Source organism: Halomonas sp. H10-59 (assembly GCF_040070555.1).
In the GTDB taxonomy this organism is placed as follows: Bacteria; Pseudomonadota; Gammaproteobacteria; order Pseudomonadales; family Halomonadaceae; genus Halomonas; species Halomonas litopenaei.
In genome coordinates, this window is record NZ_CP098828.1 from 1 (window position 1) to 26283 (window position 26283).

At 63.9% G+C, this 26283-nt stretch carries 19 protein-coding genes; 11 read left to right on the forward strand and 8 right to left on the reverse strand.

Features of this window, described 5'->3' with window-relative positions:
• The 4 genes from dnaA to gyrB are packed head-to-tail and all read left to right on the forward strand — an operon-like array spanning position 1 to position 6216.
• On the forward strand, positions 1–1476 hold the full coding sequence (gene dnaA / locus NFG57_RS00005) for a chromosomal replication initiator protein DnaA (protein ID WP_045995088.1): 1476 nt from the start codon (positions 1–3) through the stop codon (positions 1474–1476).
• A 60-nt stretch (positions 1477–1536) separates the two neighbouring features.
• Entirely contained in the window at positions 1537–2640 is a 1104-nt protein-coding gene (gene dnaN, locus NFG57_RS00010) for a DNA polymerase III subunit beta (RefSeq protein WP_045995089.1), read from the forward strand.
• A 28-nt stretch (positions 2641–2668) separates the two neighbouring features.
• Positions 2669–3799 carry a DNA replication/repair protein RecF gene (recF, locus tag NFG57_RS00015; RefSeq protein WP_045995090.1) on the forward strand — a complete coding sequence of 377 codons (1131 nt, stop codon included), beginning with the start codon at positions 2669–2671 and terminating at the stop codon, positions 3797–3799.
• Positions 3796–6216 carry a DNA topoisomerase (ATP-hydrolyzing) subunit B gene (gyrB, locus tag NFG57_RS00020; RefSeq protein ID WP_045995091.1) on the forward strand — a complete coding sequence of 807 codons (2421 nt, stop codon included), beginning with the start codon at positions 3796–3798 and terminating at the stop codon, positions 6214–6216. Before recF ends, gyrB begins: the two co-directional genes overlap by 4 nt.
• Before the next feature lie 1358 nt (positions 6217–7574).
• Here gyrB and gmhB read toward each other — a convergent pair.
• Both gmhB and NFG57_RS00030 read right to left on the reverse strand, forming a co-directional pair.
• Positions 7575–8144, reverse strand: coding sequence for a D-glycero-beta-D-manno-heptose 1,7-bisphosphate 7-phosphatase (gmhB, locus tag NFG57_RS00025; RefSeq protein ID WP_124804525.1), 570 nt, complete (start codon positions 8142–8144; stop codon positions 7575–7577).
• Positions 8145–8647: 503 nt separating this feature from the next.
• Positions 8648–9607 (reverse strand): LysR family transcriptional regulator, encoded by a 960-nt coding sequence (locus tag NFG57_RS00030; protein WP_124804523.1) that lies wholly within the window; start codon positions 9605–9607, stop codon positions 8648–8650.
• 322 nt (positions 9608–9929) lie between these two features.
• Here NFG57_RS00030 and NFG57_RS00035 point away from each other — a divergent pair, with 322 nt between their 5' ends.
• Positions 9930–11096, forward strand: coding sequence for a zinc-binding dehydrogenase (locus NFG57_RS00035; protein WP_348815111.1), 1167 nt, complete (start codon positions 9930–9932; stop codon positions 11094–11096).
• A gap of 426 nt (positions 11097–11522) precedes the next feature.
• On the opposite strand, the gene glyS is transcribed toward NFG57_RS00035, so the two are convergent.
• Both glyS and glyQ read right to left on the reverse strand, forming a co-directional pair.
• Positions 11523–13589: a glycine--tRNA ligase subunit beta gene (gene glyS, locus NFG57_RS00040; protein ID WP_348815112.1), complete on the reverse strand. Its 2067-nt coding sequence runs from the start codon at positions 13587–13589 to the stop codon at positions 11523–11525.
• A 2-nt stretch (positions 13590–13591) separates the two neighbouring features.
• Positions 13592–14554, reverse strand: a complete 963-nt coding sequence (gene glyQ, locus NFG57_RS00045) for a glycine--tRNA ligase subunit alpha (protein WP_348815113.1) — start codon at positions 14552–14554, stop codon at positions 13592–13594.
• 92 nt (positions 14555–14646) lie between these two features.
• On the opposite strand from glyQ, the gene rfaD reads away from it, so the two are divergent.
• Together rfaD and waaF are read left to right on the forward strand one after the other, a co-directional pair.
• Positions 14647–15603 (forward strand): ADP-glyceromanno-heptose 6-epimerase, encoded by a 957-nt coding sequence (gene rfaD / locus NFG57_RS00050; protein WP_108131940.1) that lies wholly within the window; start codon positions 14647–14649, stop codon positions 15601–15603.
• A gap of 13 nt (positions 15604–15616) precedes the next feature.
• Positions 15617–16669: a lipopolysaccharide heptosyltransferase II gene (waaF, locus tag NFG57_RS00055; RefSeq protein WP_348816209.1), complete on the forward strand. Its 1053-nt coding sequence runs from the start codon at positions 15617–15619 to the stop codon at positions 16667–16669.
• Positions 16670–16779: 110 nt separating this feature from the next.
• Here waaF and NFG57_RS00060 read toward each other — a convergent pair whose 3' ends face one another.
• The 3 genes from NFG57_RS00060 to NFG57_RS00070 form a co-directional block, all read right to left on the reverse strand.
• A complete protein-coding gene (locus tag NFG57_RS00060; protein ID WP_108131939.1) occupies positions 16780–18414 on the reverse strand; it encodes a sulfatase-like hydrolase/transferase in 1635 nt (544 codons plus the stop codon).
• 40 nt (positions 18415–18454) lie between these two features.
• Positions 18455–19213, reverse strand: coding sequence for a glycosyltransferase family 2 protein (locus tag NFG57_RS00065; protein ID WP_045990973.1), 759 nt, complete (start codon positions 19211–19213; stop codon positions 18455–18457).
• Between the two features lie 87 nt (positions 19214–19300).
• On the reverse strand, positions 19301–20413 hold the full coding sequence (locus tag NFG57_RS00070; protein WP_348815114.1) for a glycosyltransferase family 9 protein: 1113 nt from the start codon (positions 20411–20413) through the stop codon (positions 19301–19303).
• 38 nt (positions 20414–20451) lie between these two features.
• Here NFG57_RS00070 and NFG57_RS00075 point away from each other — a divergent pair, with 38 nt between their 5' ends.
• Complete coding sequence (locus NFG57_RS00075; RefSeq protein ID WP_306169394.1) at positions 20452–21597, forward strand: glycosyltransferase family 4 protein; 1146 nt, start codon at positions 20452–20454, stop codon at positions 21595–21597.
• A 128-nt stretch (positions 21598–21725) separates the two neighbouring features.
• On the opposite strand, the gene NFG57_RS00080 is transcribed toward NFG57_RS00075, so the two are convergent.
• Positions 21726–22448: a 3-deoxy-D-manno-octulosonic acid kinase gene (locus NFG57_RS00080; protein ID WP_045990975.1), complete on the reverse strand. Its 723-nt coding sequence runs from the start codon at positions 22446–22448 to the stop codon at positions 21726–21728.
• On the opposite strand from NFG57_RS00080, the gene NFG57_RS00085 reads away from it, so the two are divergent.
• From NFG57_RS00085 to waaA, 3 genes are read left to right on the forward strand one after another with little or no spacing between them, the layout of a single operon-like run.
• Positions 22447–23556, forward strand: a complete 1110-nt coding sequence (locus tag NFG57_RS00085; protein ID WP_108131936.1) for a glycosyltransferase family 9 protein — start codon at positions 22447–22449, stop codon at positions 23554–23556. The genes NFG57_RS00080 and NFG57_RS00085 overlap by 2 nt on opposite strands.
• A complete protein-coding gene (hldE, locus tag NFG57_RS00090; RefSeq protein WP_045990977.1) occupies positions 23546–24976 on the forward strand; it encodes a bifunctional D-glycero-beta-D-manno-heptose-7-phosphate kinase/D-glycero-beta-D-manno-heptose 1-phosphate adenylyltransferase HldE in 1431 nt (476 codons plus the stop codon). The genes NFG57_RS00085 and hldE overlap by 11 nt, the downstream gene beginning before the upstream one ends.
• A gap of 2 nt (positions 24977–24978) precedes the next feature.
• Positions 24979–26277 (forward strand): lipid IV(A) 3-deoxy-D-manno-octulosonic acid transferase, encoded by a 1299-nt coding sequence (gene waaA, locus NFG57_RS00095; protein WP_222516253.1) that lies wholly within the window; start codon positions 24979–24981, stop codon positions 26275–26277.
• Positions 26278–26283: the final 6 nt, after the last annotated feature.

Here is a 26283-nt window from a genome sequence, read left to right on the forward strand (position 1 = left end):
GTGTCGCTCGCTCTCTGGCAACAGTGTCTACAAACCCTTCAGGATGAACTGAGCTCGCAGCAGTTCAACACCTGGATTCGCCCTCTGCAGGCGGAAGAAGGGGAGTCCAATCAGCTCAGGCTGCTGGCACCCAACCGCTTCGTGCGCGATTGGGTCAGTGACAAGTACGCCAAGCGTATCAGTGAACTGATGCGGGAGTTGGCGCCGGCCAAGCCGCCCAAGGTGATGCTGACGGTGGGCAGTCGTCGTGCTGCGCCGGCCCCACCCCAGACTCGCGAACTCGGCGATCCTGTCTCCGCCGCTCCGGCCCGCTCGGCGGCCGTGCACACCAGCTCCCGCGGCGATGTGGGGGATGAGCGCGAGGTCGACCGCCTGCGCGACGAAGGCGGTGAGGCGCCGGTCACGCGTCCACCCGGTGGTGAGCGTCAGGTTCAGGTCGAGGGCAGTCTCAAGCACTCCAGTGGCCTGAATCCCAACTTCACCTTCGAGACGTTTGTCGAGGGCAAGTCCAACCAGCTTGCCAGGGCGGCATCCCGCCAGGTGTCGGAGAACCCTGGGGGAGCCTACAACCCGCTGTTTCTGTATGGTGGCGTCGGCCTCGGTAAGACCCACCTGATGCATGCGGTGGGCAATGCCCTGGCGGGGCGTCGCGAGAACGCTCGGGTGGTGTATCTTCACTCGGAGCGCTTCGTCGCCGATATGGTCAAGGCCCTTCAGCTCAACGCCATCAATGACTTCAAGCGCTTCTATCGCAGCGTCGACGCGCTGTTGATCGATGACATCCAGTTCTTCGCCGGCAAGGAGCGCTCCCAGGAGGAGTTCTTCCACACCTTCAATGCCTTGCTTGAGGGTGGCCAGCAGATGATCCTGACCTCGGATCGCTACCCGAAGGAAATCAGCGGCGTCGAGGAGCGCCTCAAGTCCCGTTTTGGCTGGGGGCTGACGGTGGCGATAGAGCCGCCTGAGCTCGAGACTCGGGTGGCGATCCTGATGAAGAAGGCCGACCAGGCCAAGGTGGATCTACCCCATGATGCGGCTTTCTTCATTGCCCAGAAGATTCGCTCCAACGTGCGTGAACTGGAAGGGGCGCTGAAGAAGGTCATCGCCGATTCCCACTTCATGGGCAAGTCGATCACCCAGGACTTCATCCGCGAATCGCTCAAGGATCTGCTCGCTCTGCAGGACAAGCAGGTAGGCGTGGACAACATCCAGCGTACCGTGGCGGAGTACTACAAGATCAAGCTGGCGGACCTGCTGTCCAAGCGGCGTTCACGCTCCGTGGCGCGCCCGCGACAGGTCGCCATGGCCCTGGCCAAGGAACTGACCAATCACAGTCTTCCGGAAATCGGCGACGCCTTCGGCGGCCGAGACCACACCACCGTGCTACATGCCTGTCGCAAGGTGCAGGCGCTGCAGGAAGAAAGCGCCGATATTCGTGAAGACTACAAGAATCTGTTGCGGCTTTTGACCAGTTAACGTCTCTACGTCATCAACCGCGTGACCGTCTCACTCTCCCGGACAAGAAGTGGAGCCGACATGAAATTTTCCATCTCCCGCGAAGCGCTGCTGCGCCCGCTGACGCTGGTGGCCGGTGTGGTCGAGCGCCGTCAGACGTTACCGGTGCTCTCCAACGTGCTGATCCAGGTCGAACAGGACGAGGTCGCCTTGACCGGCACCGACCTGGAAGTCGAACTGGTCGGCCGCACCGTGGCCAGCCAGGTGGATGAGCCTGGCGCCATCACGGTGCCCGCGCGCAAGCTGATGGACATCTGCAAGTCCTTGCCAGACCAGTCCGAGCTGGAGCTGTCCATCGAGGACGGGCGGGCCGTGCTGCGCAGTGGCCGTTCACGCTTTACCCTGTCCACGCTTCCGGTCGCCGAGTTTCCGAATATTGAAGATGGTCAGAGCAGTGTCGAACTGGCGTTGCCGCGGGGGACCCTCAAGCAGCTGATCGACGCCACCTCGTTCGCCATGGCGCAGCAGGACGTTCGCTACTATCTGAATGGCCTGCTGCTGGAGTTCGCCCCGAACCTGGTCCGCACCGTGGCTACCGACGGCCACCGCCTGGCGGTCAGCTCTCGCCCCGTGGAGATCAACATTGAGTCGGCCCAGAAGCTGATCGTTCCGCGCAAGGGTGTACTCGAACTGGTACGGCTGCTCGACGATTCCGAAGAGCCTGTCAGCCTGACCCTGGGCTCTACCCATATCCGTGCTCACACCGGGGACTTCACCTTCACCTCCAAGCTGGTGGATGGCAAGTTCCCGGACTACGAGCGGGTCGTGCCCAAGGGCGGCGACAAGGTCTTCATCGCTGAACGTTCGGAGTTGCGTCAGGTGCTGTCGCGTACCGCCATCCTCTCCAACGAGAAGTACCGTGGGGTACGGCTGAATCTGGAAGAGGGCAACCTGAGGGTGATGGCCAACAACCCGGAGCAGGAAGAGGCCGAGGAAAACATCGCCATCGAATACAGCGGGCCGGCCATGGAGATCGGCTTCAACGTCGGCTATCTGATCGACGTGCTCAACGCCGTGGGTGAGGATCGCGTGCAGATGACGCTGGGCGATCCCAACAGCAGTGCGCTGATGGAAGAACCCGGTGGCGGCGATGCCCTCTATGTCGTGATGCCGATGCGCCTGTGACGGTATTCGTTGCCAGCAAGGCCTTTCCATGGCGCTAGACCGCTTGATGTTTCAAGGCCTGCGAAACTTGCAGGCCTTTGATATTTCACCATCTTCCGGGATCAACTTGATCACTGGAAGCAACGGCAGCGGCAAGACCAGCCTGCTCGAAGGTATCCACCTGCTGGGCATGGGGCGGTCCTTTCGGGCGCGTCGGCTGTCCCAGGTACTCCACCACGATGCTGACGCCCTTGTCCTGCATGGCCGCCTTGCCGGTGATCCCCCTGTATCGATCGGTTTGCGCCGCCTGCGTCAGGAGCGCGAATTGACGCTGCGCATTGGCGGTGAACGACTCGACAGGGTGTCTCGTCTGGTGGAGACCCTGCCCCTGCAGTTGATCAACCCCGACGCCTTCCGCCTGCTGGAGGGATCTCCCGCCGGCAGGAGGGAGTTCCTGGATTGGGGAGTGTTTCACGTGAAACATGACTTCCTGCAGGCTTGGCAGCGTTTCCGTCGCGCCCTGAAACATCGGAATGCCCTGCTCAGGCATGGTAGAATGGAGCCTCAATCCCTGTCAGTGTGGGAGCATGAGCTGGCGCTTTCGGGCGAGCGCATGGACATCCTGCGCAGGGAATGGATCGATACCTTTATCCCGGTATTCGAGGAAACGCTGGAAGGGCTGATTTCACTGCCATCACTGACGCTACGCTATAGCCGTGGCTGGGATCGACAGCGAGATCTGGCCGAGGTGCTCGAGCAGGGACGCGACACCGATCGTCAGATGGGATTTACCCAGCAGGGGCCCCAGCGAGCGGATCTGGCGATTCGACTCGGCAAACGACCAGCGGTCGAAGTGCTTTCACGAGGACAACAGAAACTCGTCGTGAGCGCACTGAAGCTTGCCCAGGGACGGTTACTCGAGAAGATGACAGGCAGGACCTGTCTCTACTTGATCGACGATCTGCCCGCCGAACTGGACCAGAACCACCGAAGGATCTTTTGCCAGTGGCTGGAGCGGATGCGCTGCCAGGCCTTCATCACCAGCGTGGATCACGAGGTACTGGCCGACCTGTGGCAACCCGATACGCCGATGGCAATGTTTCACGTGAAACAAGACGCTGACGGCTTCGGCCAGCTGCAGGCCATAGACAGACAGACTTCACGACGGAGTGGTCAATGAGCGAACATGCTTACGACTCATCGAGCATCAAGGTACTGAAAGGCCTGGATGCCGTACGCAAGCGGCCCGGGATGTACATCGGCGATACCGATGATGGTACCGGCCTGCATCACATGGTGTTCGAGCTGGTGGACAACTCCATCGACGAAGCGCTGGCCGGCCACTGTAGCGAGATCAGGGTGATCATCCATCCGGATGAGTCGATCACCGTCAGTGACAATGGCCGTGGCATTCCGACCGATATTCATGAAGAGGAAGGCGTATCGGCGGCCGAAGTGATCATGACGGTGTTGCACGCGGGCGGTAAGTTCGATGACAACTCCTACAAGGTATCTGGCGGCCTGCACGGCGTCGGTGTCTCGGTGGTCAATGCGCTGTCTGAAGAGCTCAAGCTGACCATCTGGCGTGCCGGCAAGGTCCACGAGCAGATCTATCGTCACGGTGTCCCCGAGTCGCCGCTGGCTGTGGTGGGGCAGACCGAGCAGACCGGTTCGCGGGTGCACTTCCGTCCGTCTCCCGAGACCTTCGCCAATATCGAGTTTCACTACGATATTCTGGCCAAGCGTCTGCGTGAGCTGTCGTTTCTGAATTCTGGTGTGGCTATCCGCCTGCTGGACGAGCGTAGCGGCAAGGAAGAGCTGTTTCACTATGAAGGTGGCCTGAAGGCCTTCGTCGACCACCTCAACACCAACAAGACCGTTCTCAACCCCGTCTTCCACTTCAACGTGGAGCGGGAAGATGGCGTGGCGGTCGAGGTGGCGATGCAGTGGAACGATACCTTCGCCGAGAACATCTTCTGCTACACCAACAACATCCCTCAGCGGGATGGTGGTACCCACCTGGCCGGTTTCCGCGCTTCACTGACTCGTACGCTCAATCACTATATTGAAGCGGAAGGGTTGCTGAAGAAGACCAAGGTGAACACCTCCGGTGACGACGCCCGTGAGGGCCTGACCGCGATCATCTCGGTCAAGGTGCCGGACCCGAAGTTTTCCTCCCAGACCAAGGACAAACTGGTCTCTTCCGAGGTAAAAACTGCGGTAGAACAGGAGCTTGGGCGGTCTTTCTCGGAGTATCTGGTAGAGAAGCCCAACGAAGCCAAGGCCATCGTCAACAAGATGCTGGACGCTGCCAGGGCCCGCGAGGCGGCGCGCAAGGCGCGCGATATGACCCGCCGCAAGGGCGCCCTGGACATCGCAGGGCTGCCCGGCAAGCTGGCCGACTGTCAGGAAAAGGACCCCGGTCTGTCCGAACTCTACCTGGTCGAGGGTGACTCGGCCGGGGGTAGTGCCAAGCAGGGGCGTGATCGGCGTACCCAGGCTATCCTGCCGCTCAAGGGCAAGATACTCAACGTCGAGAAGGCACGCTTCGACAAGATGCTGTCGTCTGCGGAAGTCGGGACGCTCATCACTGCCCTGGGCTGTGGCATTGGCCGTGAGGAGTTCAATCCGGACAAGCTGCGCTATCACTCGATCATCATCATGACCGATGCGGACGTGGACGGTTCGCATATTCGTACCCTGCTGTTGACGTTCTTCTTCCGTCAGATGGCGGAGTTGATCGAGCGCGGGCATGTGTTTATCGCCCAGCCGCCGCTGTACAAGATCAAGCGTGGCAAGCAGGAGCTCTACCTCAAGGATGAGCAGGCGATGATCGACTACCTGACCACCACCGCCCTGGACGGAGCGCGGTTGTGCGTCAGTGAAGATGCGCCAGGAATCAGCGGGGCTCAGCTTGAGACTCTGGTGAACCAGTACCGTGATGTAATGAAGCGCATCGATCGTCTGTCGCGGGTCTATCCCAGCGAGGTGCTGCGCAAGATCGTCCATGCGGCACATCTTGACGGCGAAAACAGCCTTCGTGATCGCGGCACCATGCAGAACTGGATCGAGTTCCTGCAGAAGGAAATGGACGATCTGGTGGCCTACGAGGGCGGACCGCGTTACACCTTCTCGTTGCAGGAAGACAATGAACGCGGGTTCTTCCTGCCGGCGGTAACCTTGATTGCCCATGGCGTGACCACCGACTACGTCTGGGGCCTGGACTTCTTCACCAGCGCCGACTATCGCGCCATCGCTGGCCTCGGTGAGACGCTGGATGGGCTGCTGGAAGAGAGCGCCTATATCGCCCGTGGTGAGCGCAAGAAGCCGGTCAAGACCTTCTATGAGGCGCTGGATTGGCTGATGAACGAGGCACAGCGTGGTCTGTCGATCCAGCGCTACAAGGGCCTGGGCGAGATGAACCCGGAGCAGTTGTGGGAAACCACCATGGATCCCAATACGCGGCGTATGCTGCGGGTTTCCATCGAAGATGCCGTTGCCGCCGACATGATGTTCAACACCCTGATGGGGGATGAAGTCGAACCGCGTCGTGACTTTATCGAGCGCAACGCTCTGGTGGCCAATCTGGACATCTAGTGCAGCAGGAAGTCCCAGGCCCATGGCCTCGATGTTTCACGTGAAACATCACGCGACAAAACCCCGATCTTCAGGATCGGGGTTTTTTCTGTTCTAGTATCAGTAGTTTGCCAGCGGCCGGATGGTTGGATGGCTGGGTGGCTGGTTTCTTGAAAGGCCCGCTATGAGAGGGCGGGGTGCACCAGGCTTCTATTGCCATCCGGCGAGGGTGTATCGCGAATGAGCAGATACACATCTGACCGCACGCCATGGGCTGCGGTCGTCCGATTCTGCTGGCGAACGCGGTGAGTGGGTGGTGAGTGGGCGCGGTGTGTCGGCAATGGAAGTCAGTGGACGTAGCTGGATGTCAGTAGAGGAAAGACGAAGGCGCGGTGTCACCATGGCGATCGTATGGTGGGCAGGAGCTTGAGGACATCGCGGCGCGGCCTGCACGTTTCACGTGAAACATCTGGCGATATAAGGTCAGCTGCTCAAGCCAGGACTTACGCCTCTTTGATATCAAATGTCTGGTCGATATCAGCATTCGTGCCGAGTACGGGGAGTACCCGAGCTTCAGGCAGATACTCGGAGGAAGGTATCCGGCTTGCGCGATGACATTGAAGTGGTCAAAAAGGCGGCGTATCGATACTGCTGGCGTCATCTCAAAGAAGGGGGATGGAAGGAGGGAATCAGAAAGGGAGGAATGGAGGTGTTGTTGGAAGGAGCTGTTGGAAGGGGGGGGGAAGGGATGGTCGGAAGGGGGGGGCAGACGAGAGCGTACGGCAAGCCATAATCGAGCTGCGTCCGTGGCCTCGCTCCTCCGCAACGTTTCACGTGAAACATCACGGCATCAGATCTGAGATTCCAAGGCTGGGACCGTGTCTGGCTATCCGCATCTTGCGATCCGCGTCTTGCCATCTGTGTCTTGCTGCCTGGATCTTGTTACCCGCGTCTTGTTATCCACGTCATGTTATTTGGGGCCTGATGAGTCTCACGCTTCAGACTGGGTGCCTTGGTTGTCCGCACTATATGGAACGTGCGGGAGCGTGTCCGGAGGGGGCTCTGTGATACCGGAGGGGGTTCGATACATTGCACACGCAGTCATCAGGGAAGTACCGAAAATTGAGCACCACGACCTCCCGGGCGGGTAAGTCGCAAGAGCTTTCCCGTGCTCTAACCTGTTGTTTGGACGTTGATATACGAAGAATGCGAGCCGCCATGTTTCACGTGAAACATGGGGCTTGGCAGTCGCAGATAGATGAAGGGATAACCACGTCGGCGGCCAGGCTTGGAGGCTCGCCGAGGGGTGGCGAGGGGTGGCGAGGGGTGGCGAGGGGTGGCGAGGGGTGACGAGGGGGCGAGCCTGATGCAGGGTCGTTTCAGGTATCCAGGTTTCCTTGCAGCAGTTGATCGACAAAACCAGCGAGATCGTCATAGACCTCTGCCTCGCTGTCTGTCCGGCCAAGTTCTGGATGCTTGGCTAGTGTGCGCTCGCCCTTGCCGGTACGCACCAATGCAAGGCGGCAGCCCATGGCAGCGCCTGCCTCGAGATCCCGGTAGCTGTCGCCCACCATCCAGGCGCCTTCCAGGCTGTCGAGTGCAAGCGCATCCTGTATCTGGCGGAGCAGACCGGGCAAGGGTTTGCGGCAATCACAGCGGTCCTCGCTAATGTGAGGGCAGTAGGCGATATGCTCGATCCGACCGCCCTCGGCCTCCACCAGGCTCAGCATCCTGGTGTGCATGGACTCCAGCGTCGCCTCATCGTAGTAGCCGCGCGCGATGCCTGACTGGTTGGTGGCAACAGCGACGGTCCAGCCCTGTTGGGACAAGCGGGCGATGGCGGTGATGGCGCTGGGGTAGGGGACCCACTCGGCGAGCGACTTGATGTAGTTGTCGGAGTCCTGATTGATCACTCCGTCACGGTCGAGAATGACGAGTCGTGGGGCCATGGGTCTACCTAGTCTATGCGATGGGTAAGGGTGGTTGCTGTCACGCAATCGGCCCAGTGTAGGGGCATGTTTCACGTGAAACAATCAGGTGCTGACGAGGCCGTGTCTGTGGCCCAGGTCGCAGTTTTTACCAACCCTGCGCTGTTGCTGCCTGTCTCACCCTTTGCCAGTGGAAGCTCGTGCTATTCCCCCCATGTCGAGGGCGTAACAAGGGTCTCATGCAAGGGGCTCATGCAAGGGTCTCATGCAAGCCCATTCCAGCGACAACCATCCCAGGCTCCTCCGTATTCAGTAAGCCACGGATCGCTGCGATCCCAGCCCCCTTAGCTGTCGCTGGCAACACCCTAGGGCTTGTCTGAAAAGTGCCTGCGCTCGGTAATACGGCGTTAAAAATCGGCTGGTGCGCCAGCCCGGTCAAAATGCTCATTTACACCCCGTAAACTGCGCTTTCTCACCGATTTTTGCCTTGTCTAACCTTCGATCGTCGACTTTTCGGACAGCGCCTAGTCCAAAAGTGGTGGCGACGTAGTGTCGGTGTCCAAGCCTGTCGCGCCGGCTGTCGCCAGTGCTGTGGGTATCGAGTCCTTCAGGTGATCGAGCAATGCTCGTACCCGCATTGGCGGATCCCGTCCTGGAAGCAGCGCATGGATGCTGATGTCTGGCAGCGACCAGTCCTCGAGCACGGGGAGCAACCTGCCGGCTTCCAGCGAGGCCCCGACGATGGAACGGGAGGTATGAAGGATGCCGATACCTGCCTCTGCCGCGATCACCAGTGCGTGCCCATAGTTCGCTCTGTAGCTTCCGCTGACCGGCACGTTGTGAACCTCGCCGCCACGGCGAAGTGGCCAGCGCTGAATACCCTGGAAACGTGTGTAGTGAAGGCAGTTGTGGTGCAGCAGGTCCAGTGGATGACGTGGTATGCCGTGGCGTTGAAGATAGACCCTCGACGCCACCAGCATGCGCTGATCTGCGGCCAAGGGATGGGCGACCAAGCGAGAGTCCTCGAGCACCCCGACTCGCACTGCCAGATCGTGCCCGGATGAGGCGATATCGACAAAGCGATCGTCGAAGTCGGCGTCCACTTCAATGTCTGGATGGCGTTCGAGAAATTCGGGGAGGAAGGGCGCAATATGGATTCGGCCGAAATTGACCGGTAGTGATAGGCGGATCAGTCCTCGCGGCCGGTCACTGATGTCCTGCAAGGTATCCGCCGCCTTGTCGAGTAACCGTAGAGCAGGGACAGCGCGTTCCAGGTAGGTGCGGCCCGCCAGGGTCAGGGAAACCTCACGGGTGGACCGGTGCAACAGCTTCGTCCCGAGCCGAGACTCCAGCGCATCGAGGCGACGGCTGACCGCGCCGCTGGTGAGGTTGAGTTGCTCGCCGGCCGCACGCAGTGAGCCATATCTTGCCACTTCAACCAGGGCAAGCAGTCCAGCGACCAGTGTGTCGTGATGGGATGGCATGGTGCACTCTCGTCCAGAGGCAGGGGTTGGTCATTGCACGAGCCGCCATGGGGCCAGGGTCGATGCAGTCGGTTTCGCCCAAGTCTTCCTGCCGACCTCACGCAAACAGAGGCACGTGTGGCGCCACGACGGGCGAACTCCTGGTGTGGATGACCACCTTTCAGAGACCATGACCTTGCTTAGGCGCGGTAAGGTCCAGGCGTCGGCTGGGTGTCGGGGCCTTATTGTTGAGTCTAGCGCAAGACAGTACTCGGTGAGCTTCGCTACTGCGCTGGTCTCGGACGGGCCAGGATAGGGGAAGACCAACGAGGAGGTTGTTCCCATGTTACTGGACGCTCGTCTACGCCCATTGGTATCGCTACGTCACTTTCGTCAATTCCGCTCTGACAGGGTGGGGCCTGAAGGAATCCATGAATACCAGGTAGCACGCCGTGACCTGGCCAGTGAAGAAGTGCGTGTCAGGGTCGCTGCGGTGGGGCTGAACTACCGCGACAGGGCGCTGCAGGACGGCAGCTATCTGCCGCAGATGCCACGCCCCTTCGTGCCGCTGTCTGAAGGCTCTGGGGTGGTGCTGGAAACGGGAAGGGATGTCGTTGATCTCGAGGTGGGACAACCGGTGCTGGGCCACTACACCATCGATTGGATTTCTGGAGCTTTCAAGGAGTCCTATCACGCCTCAAAGCTGGGCGGTCCTGGTGATGGCTGGTTGTCGGAGGAGGTCATCGTTCCCCGTCGTGCGCTGGTTGCCGTGCCATCTGGCTGGCGGCTCGAGGAAGCCGCTGCATTGGCGATCTCCGGCGTCACGGCCTGGAAGTCGCTTGGCGACCTGGATGAGCTGCAGGGCCGTTACCTGCTGTTGGCGGGAACCGGCAACGTGTCGCTGCAGGCCCTGCAGATGGCGGCTGCGGCCGGTGCTCGGCCTATCGTGGTGACGTCGCGACCCGCTCTGGCAGCACGGCTCAGGGATTTAGGCGCGGTAGCGGTGATCGGCCGGGAGGGCGGGGCGGCCGACGTGGTGTCCCAGGTGATGGCCATCACCGAGTCGGTGGGCGTAGGGCGTGCCATCGATGTGGTGGGCGGGCAGTTTCTGGTCGATGCCATTCTGCCGTCAATGGCTACCAATGGACATATCGCCCTGGTGGGCTTTCTCGAGAGTGGCCGTGTCGAGGGTGATCTGGTGGGACCGGCGATTCGCAAGCTGCTGCATCTGGAAGGGATCAGCGTCGGCAGCCGTGGCGACCTGGAGGCCATGCTCGGTTATATGGATCGCCACGGACTCAGGCCCGCTATCGGACGTCGTCTGAGAGCCGACGACTTGCCTGAGTGGCTCGCCAACGGTGCCGTTGGCAGTGGCTTGCGTTCGGGCACCATAGCCGACCGTCACCCGAGCGTGGGCCTGCCGGCAACTGACTCGCAGGACAATGATCTCGAACTGGGCAAGACGGTAGTGATCATGGATCAGCGGCTGGCGGAAAGTATCGCCGAGTAAAGCGGCAGAGTCGGGGCGCCAAGAAAAGCAGCGGGCGTGAGGCTCAGGGCGGGCGTCGGGGTACAAGCTCCAGGCGGCGTACTGGAGGTACATCAAGCGGGGTGGGTTTCACGTGAAACACGAGAGCCTGCCCTTGCTTGTACTCCTGTATGTTCCACGTGAAACATTGTCGCCGCCGGCGCTTTCTATCTGGGCAATGTTCCACGTGAAACGTCGGTGGCGAGTGCCACACTCTGCATCGCCAGGTTTGACTCTCCATGCGACATCCCATTGGCTCACTCCTGCGTTCGTAGCGGCTGTGGTATCCCCTATGAAGGGTTCAGAGGGTTTGGGGCCGTGGGGTGGCGTGCCGGGCGGGCTCAGCCTGTCGATACAAAAAAAGGCCGGCCCCTTGCGGGACCGGCCTCGTTGCCACCAGGGGCTGGATTACTGCTGCAGTTCGGCGATATCCGCTACTTCGAGGAACAGCGCCTGGAGGCTTGCCAGCAGGGCCAGACGATTGGCACGAACGGCTTCGTCTTCGGCCATGACCATCACCTGGTCAAAGAAGGCATCGACCGGTGCCCGAAGGCTTGCCAGCACGTCCAGAGCGTCGCTGTAGCGGGCTTGCTGGAACAGCGGAGCGACCTGCTCCTGGCAAGCTGCCACGGCGTTCTTGAGGGCCTTCTCGGCGTCCTCGGAGAGCAGGCTCTCGTCGACCTCGGTGCGTCCATCGTGATCCTGCTTGGACAGGATGTTGCCGACACGCTTGTTGGCGGCGGCCAGGGCGGCGGCTTCATCACGCGTGGCGAATTGCGCCACGGCGCGCAGGCGACGGGCGAAGTCCAGCGGGCGGGTCACCGGGCGTGCACGTACCGCCAGGTAAACCTCGGCACCGATCCCTTCGTCCTGGGCCCAGGCACGGAAGCGATCGAGCATGTAGCCAAGGACGTCATCGACCAGGCCGTCTGCCTTGGGCAGCGCCTCATGCTGGGCCACGGCCAGCTCGAGCAGCTCGCGCAGGTCCAGATCCAGCTCACCCTTGACCAGGATATTGAGCACGCCGATGGAAGCGCGGCGCAGGGCGAAGGGGTCCTTGGTACCGCTGGGGCGCTGGCCGATGCCGAAGATCCCGGTGATGGTATCCAGGCGATCGGCGATGGCCAGCGCCTGACCGGTCAGGGTCTGGGGGATGGCGTCGCTGGCAAACCGCGGCAGGTACTGTTCTTCCAGCGCGCGTGCGACCTCGGCGTCTTCGCCATCGTGCTCGGCGTAGTAGCGCCCCATGATGCCCTGAAGCTCCGGGAACTCGAGCACCATTTCGGTGACCAGATCACACTTGGCCAGGGCCGCAGCACGGCGAGCGCGGGACTCGTCACCGCCGGTCCGGCTGGCGATGTGTGCGGCCACGTTGGCACTGCGTCTGGCCTTGTCGGCGAGGGTCCCGAGCTGCTTCTGGAACACCACGCTCGAGAGGCCCTCGATGCGCTCGGCGAGCGGGCGCTTGCGGTCGGTCTCGTAGAAGAAGGCGGCATCGGCCAGACGAGGGCGAATCACCTTCTCGTTGCCGGCGATGACCTTGTCCGGCTCGCGGCTGTCGATATTGGACACGGTAATGAAGGCGGGCTTGAGCTTGCCGTCCGCATCCAGCAGGTGGAAGTACTTCTGGTTGGCCTTCATCGACGAGATCAGGCATTCCGCCGGCACCTCGAGGAAACGCTCGTCGAAGCTGCCGGTCAGCGCCACTGGCCACTCGACCAGGCCGCTGACTTCTTCCAGCAGGTCCTCGTCGATGACGGCGGTGGCTTCGAGCAGTTCTGCCTCGGCCAGTACCTGTTCGCGAATGCGCTCGCGACGCTTGCTGCGATCGGCCAGCACCCAGGCATCCTCCAGGGCACCGAGGTAGTCGTCGGCATGTTTCAGGGCGATGGCCTCGGGGGCGTGGAAGCGGTGTCCGCGGGTCTCGCGGCCGGCCTCAAGGCCCAGCACCGTGGCGGGTACGATCTGGTCGCCGTAGAGCGCCACCAGCCAGTGAACCGGGCGGGAGAACTCGATGCGGGAAGCGCCCCAGCGCATGTTCTTGGGCACCGGCAGGGCCGCCACGGCCTTGTCGATGATGGCGGGCAGCAGGGCGACGGTGGCCTCGCCCTGTTGCTGCTCGCGGTAGCCGAGCCAGGTGCCCTTGTCGGTCTCCAGATGGATCAGGTCGTCGACGCTGACGCCGCAGGAGCGAGCAAAGCCTTGGGCTGCCTTGGTTGGCTCGCCATCCTTGAAGGCTGCCGCCAGGGCAGGGCCGCGTTTTTCGACGTCGCGGTCGGGCTGCTTGTCGGCCAGTGCCTCGACCCGCACCGCCAGCCGGCGGGGGGAGGCGTAGGCGGTGACGCCCTGGAAGTCGACGCCGGCATCGGCGAGGCCGCGACGCACGCCCTCGGCGAAGGCGTCGGAGAGAGTGTCGATGGCTCCCGGCGGAAGTTCTTCCACGCCGAGTTCAAGCAAGAGGGTGTGGGCGGCCATGCTTATGCGTCTCCCTGTGCGGCAAGGGGTTCGTCGTCGAGAAGTTCACGTCGCAGCGCTTCGGGGGCCAGCGGGAAACCGGCCGCCTTGCGTGAGGCGTAGTAGGCGTGGGCCACGTCGCGGGCCATGGTGCGCACGCGCAGGATATAGCGCTGGCGTTCGGTGACCGAGATGGCGTGGCGGGCGTCGAGCATATTGAAGGTGTGGGAGGCCTTGAGTACCTGCTCGTAGGCCGGCAGCGGCAGGTTGGCGGCGAGCAGCTTCTGGCACTCGCTTTCCTGGTGGTCGAAGTTGCCGAACAGGGCGTCCACGTCGGCATGCTCGAAGTTGTAGGTGGACTGCTCGCGCTCGTTCTGCAGGTAGACGTCACCGTAGGTAACGCGGGAGCCGTCGGGTGCGATGGTCCATACCAGGTCGTAGACGCTGTCCACGTCCTGAAGGTACATGGCGATACGCTCGAGGCCGTAGGTCAGCTCACCGGTGACCGGGTAACACTCGATACCGCCGGCCTGCTGGAAGTAGGTGAACTGGGTCACCTCCATGCCGTTGAGCCAGACCTCCCAGCCGAGTCCCCAGGCACCCAGGGTCGGTGACTCCCAGTTGTCCTCGACGAAGCGGATGTCGTGGACCAGCGGGTCGATGCCGAGACGCTCAAGCGACCCCAGATACAGTTCCTGGAGGTTGGCCGGGGAGGGCTTCATGACCACCTGGAACTGGTAGTAGTGCTGCAGGCGATTGGGGTTTTCGCCGTAGCGGCCATCGGTGGGACGGCGAGACGGCTGAACGTACGCCGAGTTCCAGGTTTCGGGTCCGATGGAGCGCAGGAAGGTGGCCGGGTGAAAGGTGCCCGCACCGACTTCCATGTCCAGCGGCTGCATGATCACGCAGCCCTGTTCGGCCCAGTACTGTTGCAGGGCGAGGATCAGGCCCTGGAAGGTTGCCACGTCTGGCGTCGACTGTGTCATTGGGAAGCACCGTTGGCCATGAATTCACGAGCCGTCAAGTATACAATCACAGGCAATTCGGTTATAGGCACAGCGCCAACAGAGGTTTTCCCATGATCGTAGTGACAGGCGGAGCCGGCTTCATCGGTTCAAATCTGGTCAAGGCCCTCAATGACCGGGGGCGCACCGACATCCTGGTGGTGGATGACCTGCGGGACGGCACCAAGTTCGTCAACCTGGCGGACCTGACCCTCGGGGACTACATGGACAAGGACGAGTTCCTGTCCCGGGTGAAGGCCCACATGCGCGGCGAGCTGAACCAGCTTCCGCCCATCGAGGCGATCTTCCACGAAGGTGCCTGCTCGGACACCACCGAGTGGGATGGACGCTTCATGCTGGAGAACAACTTCACCTACTCCAAGGAGCTCTTGCACTTCTGCGAGCAGGAGGGCATTCCCTTCCTCTACGCCTCGTCGGCGGCCACCTACGGCGGCAGCGAGGTGTTCGTGGAGTCCCCCGAGCACGAGAAGCCGCTCAACGTCTACGGCTACTCCAAGCTGCTGTTCGACCAGTACGTGCGCTCGCGCCAGGCCGAACTCAAGACTCAGGTGGTGGGCTTTCGCTACTTCAACGTCTACGGCCCCCGCGAGCAGCACAAGGGCAAGATGTCCAGCGTGGCCTTCCATCACCACACCCAGATCAGCGCCGGCGAGAACCTGCGCCTGTTCGGCGCCTGGGACGGCTACGACGCGGGCATGCAGAGCCGTGACTTTGTCTATGTCGGCGACGTGGTCGACGTCAATCTGTGGTTTCTGGACAACCCCGAGGTGTCGGGAATCTACAACCTCGGTACCGGCCGCGCCGAGCCGTTCAAGACCATCGGCGAGACGGTCATCGACTTCTACGGCAAGGGCCGCATCGACTACATCGACTTCCCGGAAGAGCTCAAGGGGCGCTACCAGAGCTACACCCGTGCCGATATCTCGCGGCTGCGCGAGGCCGGCTACGACAAGGAATTCCACACCGTGGCCGAGGGCGTGACCCGCTATCTGGAGTGGTTGAATGGCTGAAGCTGCGCCGGTCATGGCGCAGCCGCGGCTGGCGGGCCAGCGGCTGCTGGTGGTCGGTCCCAGCTGGGTCGGTGACATGGTCATGGCCCAGGGGTTGTTCAAGGCGCTGAAGCAGCAGGGCGCCGCCGCCCTGGCGGTGGTGGCACCTGCCTGGTCGAGGCCGATCCTCGAGCGCATGGATGAGGTCGACGAGGTCGTCGAGCTGGCCGTCGGACACGGCGTCTTCGGCTTTTCCGCCCGACGACGGCTGGCCAGGTCGCTCAAGGGACGCTTCGATCATGCCATCGTGCTGCCGCGTTCCTGGAAGTCGGCACTGGTGCCTTTTCTGGCGCGGATACCCAGGCGAACCGGCTTCACCGGGGAGCACCGTTTTGGCCTGTTGAGCGAGCGCCGTGAGCTGCAGCGCGACGTGCTCGACCAGACCGTCAAGCGCTTCGTCTCGCTGGGGCTGCCGGCGGACGCTGCCGCTGCCGGCGACTTCGAGATTCCCCAGCCACGGCTGCGTCAGGATGCGATCAACCTGGCGCGGTTGCATGATGAACATCGACTCGGCGTGCGTCCTGCCATTGGCCTGATGCCAGGGGCGGAATATGGCCCCGCCAAGCAGTGGCCGCTGGCCTACTTCCATGGCCTGGCCGGGGAGCTGATCGCTCAAGGGTTCGAGGTGAGGGTGCTGGGTGGGCCCAAGGATCACGCGGCGGGCGAGGAGATCGTGACCGGTCTCGACCATGCCCACAACCTGTGTGGCGCGACCCGCCTGGAGGATGCCGTCGACCTGCTTGGCGACTGTCGTCAGGTGGTGACCAATGACTCCGGGTTGATGCATGTGGCCGCCGCGGTAGGGACGCGTATCCAGGCGATCTATGGCTCCTCGTCGCCGGCCTATACGCCGCCGCTGACCGACAACGCCCGGATTCACTATCTGGCTTTGTCCTGCTCGCCCTGCTTCGAGCGACATTGCCCGCTCGGGCATACCAACTGCCTCAAGCAGATCACTGTGGACAGCGTGCTGGAGGCGATCCTGACAGACGAGGCCCCGAACCGGATCGACGCCAGCAACGAGTGATCCGGGGCAAGGTGTCGTCTGTGAAGCCTTGTCCAGCCGTCCTGGTCGTCATCCAGGCGCCCTGTCGCCGCTACTCTTCATATGGGCGCCCAGGCAGGTAGACGCCAAGGTCAAGGCTGCTGGGGCGCCTCGGGCGGGCTGTCGGGCTGTCCGTCGTTGCGATACGCCGGGGCCAGGCCTTGCCACAGGCGTTGCTGCAGCGCGGTTTCTTCACGCATGTACCCGTTGAGCGCTTCCAGGCCGTAGCGTTCGGCCAGGGTCGGATCGTTCGAGAACAGCGAGACGCCCAGTCCGGCGCGGTGCCAGTCGATGGTGAAGCCCATCGCCTCCAGCAGCGTCGGCAGGGTGTCCATGGTGGTGGCAGTGGTCGAGATGCGTTGGGGCGTCAGCGCATTGCCCATCATCATCAGGGTGTTGGTGCGAGGCGTCTGAATCAGCTGATCCCAGGCCGAGACACGCATGGTCAGATGGTCACTGGCAATCACCACCAGGGTGTCCTCCAGCAGACCCTGGTCGCCAAGGCGCTGGATCAGCCGGCGGGTCAGCCAGGCCGAGCATTTCACCGCGTACAGGATATCCACACCATCGTGTTCGCCCTGATTGGCCTGGCAGGCCCTGGCCGGATAGCCCGCCGGGGCGTGGGCGGTCAGATTGAGCACGGTCAGGTTCCAGGGACCGTCCTGACGATCCAGGCGCTTTGCTTCCTCTTCCGCCATGGCGTAAAGACTGTCGTCGTAGAGGCCCCAGCTATTGAGGTAGTCCGGGTCGTCGAGGCGGCCAGCGAGCTGCTCGCGCCCCAGCACGCGGTCGTAGGCGTGGTCTTCGTAGAACAGCCCCTTGCCGGCGAATTCAGTGCTGGCGCCGCCCATGAAGGTCTGGCGGTAGCCAAGCCCCGCGAGCAGATCTCCCAGGCAGGCGACTCCGGGTACCACGTGGTGCAGTGGCTCGAACTGGCTGTCGTGGAGCAGGCCGGCGGGCATCAGCGGCGTGCCGCACTGGCTGGCGATCATGCCGGCCATGGTCCAGCCGGTGTTGTCGAGCTGGCGAACGTTGTCGAACACCACCGCATCCGCTTCCAATGCGGCCAGGTCGGCGTAGGCGTCGCCGAAGCGGGCCTCGTCGGCGTAGGTACGCTCGAGGCTCTCCAGGTAGATCAACAGCAGGTTGGGGGGCTGCGGCGGCGCCTTGAGGATCACCGGCTCGACGTAGCGACGCTCCAGCCAGGTGCCGGGATCGGTGACCACCGCCGCGCCGCGCTGGCCCATGGAGTAGAACATCGGATTGGCGACCAGCAGCACGAAGGCCAGCCAGTGGTCCCAGCGTTGCCAGCGGTAGTCGGCTCGCACCAGCCAGGTGTAGGCCGCCAGAATCAGCAACATGGCTGCGGTGTACAGTATCGCCGCCACGCTGCGCTCGCTGCCGCCGTGCTTGGCAATGCCCGCCTGCAGGTGGAAATAGACCGCGCCCATGTCCACCTGGCCGAAGCTGTTGGCCAGGTAGACGTAGATGCCCCAGAAGGCCAGTGGCGCCAGCGCCCAGGGGATCACCTGCACCCGCAGTCGTGGTGGAGGTGGTGCGCCCCAGCGTTTCCATCCGGCCAGGGCACACCACACCAGTGCCGGCAGCGGCAGGCACCAGCCGGGCAGCCGGGTGACCATGACCAGGGCATGGCCCACGGACAGGCCGAGAATCAGATGGACGGCCCAGCGAAGCCAGGTCGAGGTGGCGGGGCGGTGCAGGGGCATGATCGAGGCGCCAGGTGTCGTTCCGTGAAACCGATACGAATCAGCGATCGGCTCGCTCGTTCTCGTACAGTTCGTTCAGCTTTGCATACTTCATGTACGCATGGAATGCCGTCGTGATGGCGACGGTCATGCCATCCTGGCCCTGCAGCAGCCCGCCCTTGAGCACCAGCTTGCGCAGCATGGCTGTCATCGCGTGCAGCGTGGGACGAGTCGACGAGGGGGTGACACCACGTTCCTTCATCGCCCAGGCGTCGCGGGTCGACAGTTGATCGATGCGCTGCATCCAGTGGGACAGGTCACGGTAGGTGAAGTGACGCAGATGGGCGTCCACGTCGACCACCTCCGGTGCCTGGACCGAGGAGTGCGCCTTCTTGGGCAGATAGCCCGAGGTGGTGCGGTTGTACAGCCGGGTCACCGGGTCCGGGTAGAACCCCGCCGCGCGAATCCAGTGGCGGCCGGCGAAGTTGCGACGCTTGAAGCGGTAGGCCTTGCGCGGGTCGTCCAGCGACAGCTCGCGAATCGCCGCCACGGCGTCGTCGTCCAGGCGCTCGTCGGCATCCAGCGCCAGGATCCAGTCATGGGACGCCTGGGGGACGGCGAAGGCCTTCTGCGGGCCATCGCCCAGATAGGGCTGATGGATCACTCTAGCGCCGGCGGCCTCGGCCAGGGCAACGGTGTCATCGCTGCTGCCGGAATCGACCACGATCACCTCGTCGCACACCGGAGCCAGCGAAGCGATGGCCTCCTCGACGTTGTCCTGCTCGTTGAGGGTAATGATTATGCCGGTAATCGGGGTCATGGGGCCTGCCTATACGAAGGGCTTGATGGGGTGCTGGTGCCAACAACCGATACGCTGTGGCGAGTGGGATGCGCCGATACGCTGTTGCTATGCCGTCGTCCGATGGTGGTTGACCTTCCTCAGGCGCGCTGCAGTGGCGGCGGCGGCGGCCTCCAGGTCGATGGCCGACATGTCCTGGTGAGCTGCATCCGTCGGTGGATGAAACGCCAGTCGCCGATCGGCGTCGTTGCAGGTCTGCCAGCGCAGCGGGGTGGCCGAGCGATGGGACGGGTAGAAGCCGACGGTGATCAGGTTGAGACAGCCTGCCACGTGCAGCGGGCCGGTGGAACCCGCGATAAAGGCGTCGGCCGCCGCCAGACTGCGAGCGAAGTCGGCGAGCCCTGCGCAGGCCGGCTGTCGGTAAGCACTGAGCCCAGCCTCGTCCAGCGTCTTGACCAGGGCCTCGGCCACGGCTTCTTCGCCGGGGCCGGCGGTAAGTATCCAGTGGGGCGGACGCTCACCCGACTCGGCCAGGCGCCGATCGATACCCTGTGCAAGCCCGGCGTAGGCCTCGGGAGTCAGGTTGACCGCCGAGCCGCCGCTGCCCGGGTGCAGGAACACCCAAGGGCGCGTGTCGTCGAGCCCCAGCGACTGGCCCAGCGCGCTACGCTGAGCGTCACGTTGTTGCGGGGCCAGGGGCCAGTAGGGGGGCGCGGGGTGCTGTTGCGACGGCTGTCCTGACGAGAGTCCCAGCGCCTGAATCATGGCCTCGGCCAGTTCCAGGTTGTAGATGTATTCAGGCTTGGCCGAACGGGATCTGCGCTGGGTGACGCGACGGTTGTAGAATAGCTGGGCCCACTTGGTGGCTGGCGCCATGCGCAGGGGGATCCGCGAGCGAAGGCCGAGCCAGCCGATGCGGGTGGTGGAGTAGAGCGTCAGCATCGCCGTGAAACCGCCCTGGCGCAGCGTCGCCAGCAGGGCACGCTGGGCATCCTTCGGCGCCTGTTCACCCGGGTCGATGACGACGTCGTCGATCCACGGACAGAGCCTTGCCATCGGCGCCGTATAGGCGGGTACCAGCACGCTGACATGAGGGGCGGGCTTGGCCTTCTTGAGGGCGGCGAGTGCTGGCCAGGCGAGCATGAAATCGCCAAGCTTGTCGTTGCGTACCACCAGCAGTCGAGGGGCACGAGCGTCGGCCGAGGCCGTCGTTGCTGTCATTTGGGCTCCCGAGCCCCGCTATCGGAAAGGAGACCACCTTGAGTCACAAGGTCATGCACATCTGCCTGTCGGACGGCTGGGGCGGACTGGAAATGTATCCTTCGAGGATTATACCGGAGCTTGCCGCTCAGGGGTGGCAGGTGCATGCCCTGGCACTGGGCGACTCGCGGGTGGCCAGGAGCCTCGATGATGCCGGGGTGCCGACGCTGACTGCCCGCTCCAGAGGCTCGGCGCTTTTCGGTGTGCGCCGGTGGCTTGAGTACCTGGCCCGTCACGACATCCGCCTGTTGCACTGCCACAAGTCCAGCGACCTGCGCCTGGCAGCCCTGCTGGCGACCTTGCGGCCGCGGCTAAAGGTGGTGTTCACCGACCATATGGGGGTCACCCGGCCGAAGAAGGACCTGTATCACCGCTGGGCCTACGGACGGGTGTCGCGGCTGTTGTCCATCAGCGAGGCGACCCGGCGACGTAACGTCAAGGCCTTCGCCCTGCCGGCCGAGCGTATCCAGCGTCTGTATCTGGGGATCGACCCGGCGCCGCTGGCGCCGCGTCTGGACGCCGGCGAGCGGCGCGCCCTGCGCACAAGCCTCGGGCTGCCGGCGTCGGCCACCACCATCGGGGTGGCGGGGCGACTGACGCCTGGCAAGGGGCAGCGGGTGTTCGTCGAGGCCCTGGCGAGACTGATCGCCGAGCATCCGGCGCTCGATGTCCATGGGGTCATCATCGGTGGACTCAGCGCCGAGGAGGGCAGTCGTGAGGAGTACGTGGCCGAGCTCGAGGCGCTGGTCGCCGAGCAGGGACTGTCGCAGCGCATCACCTTTACCGGCTTTCGGCGTGACCTGGCGCGGTTGTTCGAGGTGCTCGACGTGGTCTGTGTGCCGTCGCGCAACGAGGCCTTCGGCCTGACCGTGATCGAGGCCATGGCCGCCGGCAAGGCGGTGATCGGTTCGCGTAGTGGCGCCATCCCCGAGTTGATCGACGCTCACAGTGGCCGCCTGGCAGACCCCGAATCCGCCACCGAGTGGGCCGCCGCCATGCTGGAGTTGGCGCAAGATGGCGAGCTCAGGCGACGTCTGGGCGAAGAGGCGCGACGTCGGGTCAAGCAGCACTTCCTGCTGTCGCAGCATGTTGAGGGGCTGACTCAGGTCTATGACGACGTGCTCGCTGGCCGGCCGGCCGTCTGACGAGTGACACCGCTTGCTCAGAGATGTGAGTAAGCGGTCGCTATCGATGTGGGTGGTGCTGTAAAGGTGTTTTGAAGCCGAGAATCGATCACAGGCAGCTATCGATCAAGGCAGCTATCGATCACAGGCTAGGCGTCGCTATAGCCGCGGCGGATCTCTTCGAGCGCCTGCTGGGCCGACCTCTCGTCGACGCAGAAGCGGGCCAGCGAACGTCCCAGTCGCGCCAGATTGCCCTCGCGCCATTTGCCAGGGGCGCGCAGGCGACAGCGGTCCAGGTCGATCAGCCAGACCCGGTCGCTGTCGTCGACCAGCAGGTTGCGGGCGTTGAGGTCGACATGGTCGAGGCCATGATCGTGGAAGCGTCGGATGACCTGGCCCACTTCATGGAGCAGGCCCGGGGCCAGATCACCGCTGCCGAGATGCTCTGCCAACGCTCGGGTGGCCGGCAGGCGCTCGGTGATCAGCGCGGCCTCGTAGCTTGGGCCATGGCGAACGACGCCTCCCAGCACCGGCCGCGGCACCGGCAGGCCGGCCTGGTAAAGCCGTGCCGTCAGACGCACTTCGCGAAAGGCGCGACTGCGTTCGAGCCCGGTCCACAGGTAACGGGAGGTCGATAGCCGGGCGACGAGACCGCCGCGGCGGTAGGGCCTCAGCACCCACTGACGATCGCCCACCTCGAGAAACAGACTCTGGCCGCGACCCGGCGCCTGTCCGGTCACCAGGCCTGCCTCGCGCCAGTATTCTGGCGCCAGCAGAGCGGGTCCGATTTGTGGCCGTGGTACAGCGTCACATAAACTGGTGGCATCGTATAAAATGCCCACCTTTCCTGACTGATACGTTGCCAACCGCATGAAGCATCCTCTGCCCGCTCGACCTGCCCACATCGGCGTGCTGCGTCTCTCTGCCCTGGGAGACGTGTGCAATCTGGTGCCCACGGTTCGAGCCCTGCAGCGCCAATGGCCCGAGGCGCGGATCACCTGGATCGTCGGCAAGGGCGAATACAGTCTACTGACCGGCCTGTCAGGGGTCGAGTTCGTCGTCTACGACAAGTCCACCGGCCTCAAGGGCATGCGGGCGCTGTGGCGCGAGCTGGCCGATACCCGCTTCGACGTGCTGCTGCACATGCAGCAGGCACTCAGAGCCAGCGTGCTGTCGCTGGGACTCAAGGCCAAGGTGCGGGTGGGCTTCGACCCGGCACGGGCCAAGGACCGTCAGTACTGGTTCACGCATCGTCAGCTGGCCCCGCGTGAGCGAGCCCACGTGCTGGAGTCGTTCATGGACTTCGCGCGCCTGCTGGGGGTCGAGGATACGTCGCTGGAGTGGCGACTGCCGGTGCCGGACAGCGCCTACGCCGAGGCCAGGGAGCTCACCGGCGACAGCGCCTATCTGTTGATCAGTCCTTGTGCCAATCCGCGCCTGCGCAACTTTCGCAACTGGTCGGCGGAAGGCTACGCCGCCGTGGTGGAGCACGCCTGGACCCAGTTTGGCCTGAAGACGGTGATGACCGGGGGCGGCAGTACCCAGGAGCGCGAGATGGGCTCGCGCATTCAGTCGCTGTGTCACCCCGAGGCGGTGATCGACGCCATCGGCGCCACCTCGCTCAAGGGTCTGCTGGCGCTGATCGATCGCGCCCGGGTGGTGATCGCCCCGGATTCCGGCCCGGTGCACATGGCCAACGCCCTGGCTACCCCGGTGGTGGGCCTGTTTGCCACCACCAACCCCGATCGCGCCGCGCCCTACCTGTGGCGCGACTACGTGGTCAATCGCTACCCTGACGCCGTCCGGGAGTTCCTCCAGGCGGATCCCGACACCATCACCTGGGGCCAGCGGGTCCGCCATCCCGATGCGATGTCGCTGATTCGCGCCGACGACGTGATCGAGCGACTCGATACCCTGCTCGCCGACACCGCCTCGCAACACCGCTCCGACCTCGATAGGGAGTCACCCGATGAAGCTTGATCTGACCGCGCTTGAGCGCTCCCGCGTGCTGGTGGTGGGCGACGTCATGTTGGACCGCTACTGGCACGGCGGCACCTCCCGGATATCGCCGGAGGCCCCGGTGCCGGTGGTGCGCGTGGAAGAGTGCGAGGATCGTCCGGGCGGCGCCGCCAACGTGGCGTTGAACATCGCCTCCCTGGGCGCCCACGCGGCGTTGGCCGGACTGGTCGGTGACGACGACAATGCCGACCGTCTGACCGCGCGCCTGGAGGAGGTCGGGGTGAGCACTCACTTTCACCGTACTCCCGGCATGCCCACGATTACCAAGCTCAGGGTGATGAGCCGTAACCAGCAGTTGATCCGGCTGGACTTCGAGGATGGACTCGACAAGATCGACACCTCGGAGCTGGCGCCCAGGCTGATCGAGGCCACCGACAACTTCGACCTGATCATCCTGTCCGACTACGGCAAGGGCACCCTGGCCAACGTCGAGATGGTGATCCCGGAAATGCGCCGGGCCGGCAAGCGGGTGCTGGTGGACCCCAAGGGCAGCGATTTCCGGCGCTATCGTGGTGCCAGCGTGATCACCCCCAACCTGGCCGAATTCGAGGCGGTGGTCGGACCCTGCCCCAGCGACGACATCCTGGCCACCAAGGGCGAGGCGCTGCGCGAGGAGCTCGAGCTCGAGGCGCTGTTGATCACCCGCAGCGAGAAGGGCATGACGCTGATTCGCGAAGGCCATGACCCCTTGCACCTGCCGACTCGGGCCCGTGAGGTCTACGACGTCACCGGCGCCGGCGACACCGTGATCGCGGTGCTGGGTCTAGCCCTGGCCGCCGGCCACGGCTTCGCCGAGGCCATGACCCTGTCCAATCTGGCGGCGGGTCTGGTGGTGGCCAAGCCCGGCACCGCGACGCTGTCCATCGCCGAGCTCTACACCGCGCTGCACGGCGACAAGCTGGCCGAATTCGGCGTCATCGAGGAATCACCGCTGGTGCTGGCGGTGCGCGCCGCCCAGGCCCGTGGCGAGCGGGTGGTGATGACCAATGGCTGCTTCGACATTCTTCATGCCGGCCACGTGGCCTACCTGGAGCACGCCCGCCAGCTCGGTGACCGGCTGATCGTGGCGGTCAACGACGACGCCTCGATCCGTCGGCTCAAGGGCCCCAAGCGGCCGATCAATCCGCTCAATCGCCGCATGCAGGTGCTGGCCGGACTCGGCGCGGTGGACTGGGTGGTGCCCTTCGCCGAGGATACGCCGGCTCGCTTGATCGAATCGGTGCTGCCGGACGTGCTGGTCAAGGGCGGGGACTACCGGCCCGAGGATATCGCCGGCGGCGAAGCGGTGCGCGACGCAGGGGGCGAGGTCAAGGTGCTCGGCTTCGAGGATGGCGTCTCCACCACCGCCATGATCTCGACCATCCTCGATCGCGAGAGCTGAGGGTGAGCTGGCCACGGCTCGCCTATTCAGGTGCCATCGGACTGCTGTCGCCGCTGATCTGGCGACGGGTCTGGCGCGAACAGCTGCCGGATCGCGCTCGTGGCGAGCGGATGGGCTGTCTGCGGCCCTTCGCCGACGAGCGTCCGCGGCTATGGCTGCACTGCGCCTCGGTGGGCGAGGTGGTGGCGGCACGACCGTTGATCCGTGCCCTGCGCCTGCGCCATCCCGATCACCGACTGGTGGTCAGCACCATGACCGCCACCGGCGCCGAACGAGTGCTCTCGCTGGTGGACGACGTTCCCGAGGCGGAGGCGGCCGCTCCCCTGAGCCATGTCTTCGTGGCGCTCGACTTTCCCGGCGCCGCGCGCCGCTTTGTCCAGCGTCTGGCCCCTCGCCAGGCGATCTTCTTCGAGACCGAGCTGTGGCCGAACTTGCTGAGGGTCTGCGCCAGGCGGGGTATCCCGGTGGCGGTGGTCAATGGCCGCCTGTCGCCCCGTGCCTTTCGTGGCTATCGGCGCCTGCGCCCGCTGATGGCCGAGTCGCTGGCCTGTGTCGACTGGCTGGCGGCCAAGTCCGGTGAGGATGCCGAGCGTTTCGTCGAACTGGGCATGGCGTCCGACCACATCCAAGTCGTCGGATCGATGAAGTTCGACATGGCCCTTGATGATGCATCTCTGAAGGTGAGTGAGCGCTTGCACGCAGCCATCGGGCATCGCCCGATCTGGGTCGCCGGGTCCACCCACCCCGGCGAAGATGAGCTGCTGCTCGGGGTCCAGCGCCGCCTTCAGGCACGCTTTCCCGATATCCTGCTGGTGCTGGTGCCGCGCCATCCGCAGCGCTTCGAGGAGGTTGCCAGGCTGTGCCAGGAGGCCGGCTTCGAGACCGTCAGGCGCTCCCGGGGACGCGTCCCCAGCGCCAGGGCAGAGGTCTATCTTGGCGACAGCATGGGTGAGCTGCAGGCGCTCTACGGCACCGCGGATCTGGCCTTCGTCGGCGGTAGTCTGGTGCCCATCGGCGGCCACAATCTGCTCGAACCCGCGCTGATGGGCGTGCCGGTGGTGACCGGCCCGCATCTCGACAATTTCGAGGACGTGGCCCAGCTGCTGAGAGACGCCGGCGCGCTGGTCGAGATCGCCGACGCCGACGAGCTGGTCGAGCGTGTCGCCGCGCTGCTCGAGGATGCAGAACAGCGCAAGCGGCTGAGCGAGGCCGGGCAAGGTGTCATCGACACCCACCGGGGTGCGCTGGAGGCCACCCTCGCTGGCCTGGACCGGCTGCTTGGCCACAGCCAAGGCAGGTGACCGGGC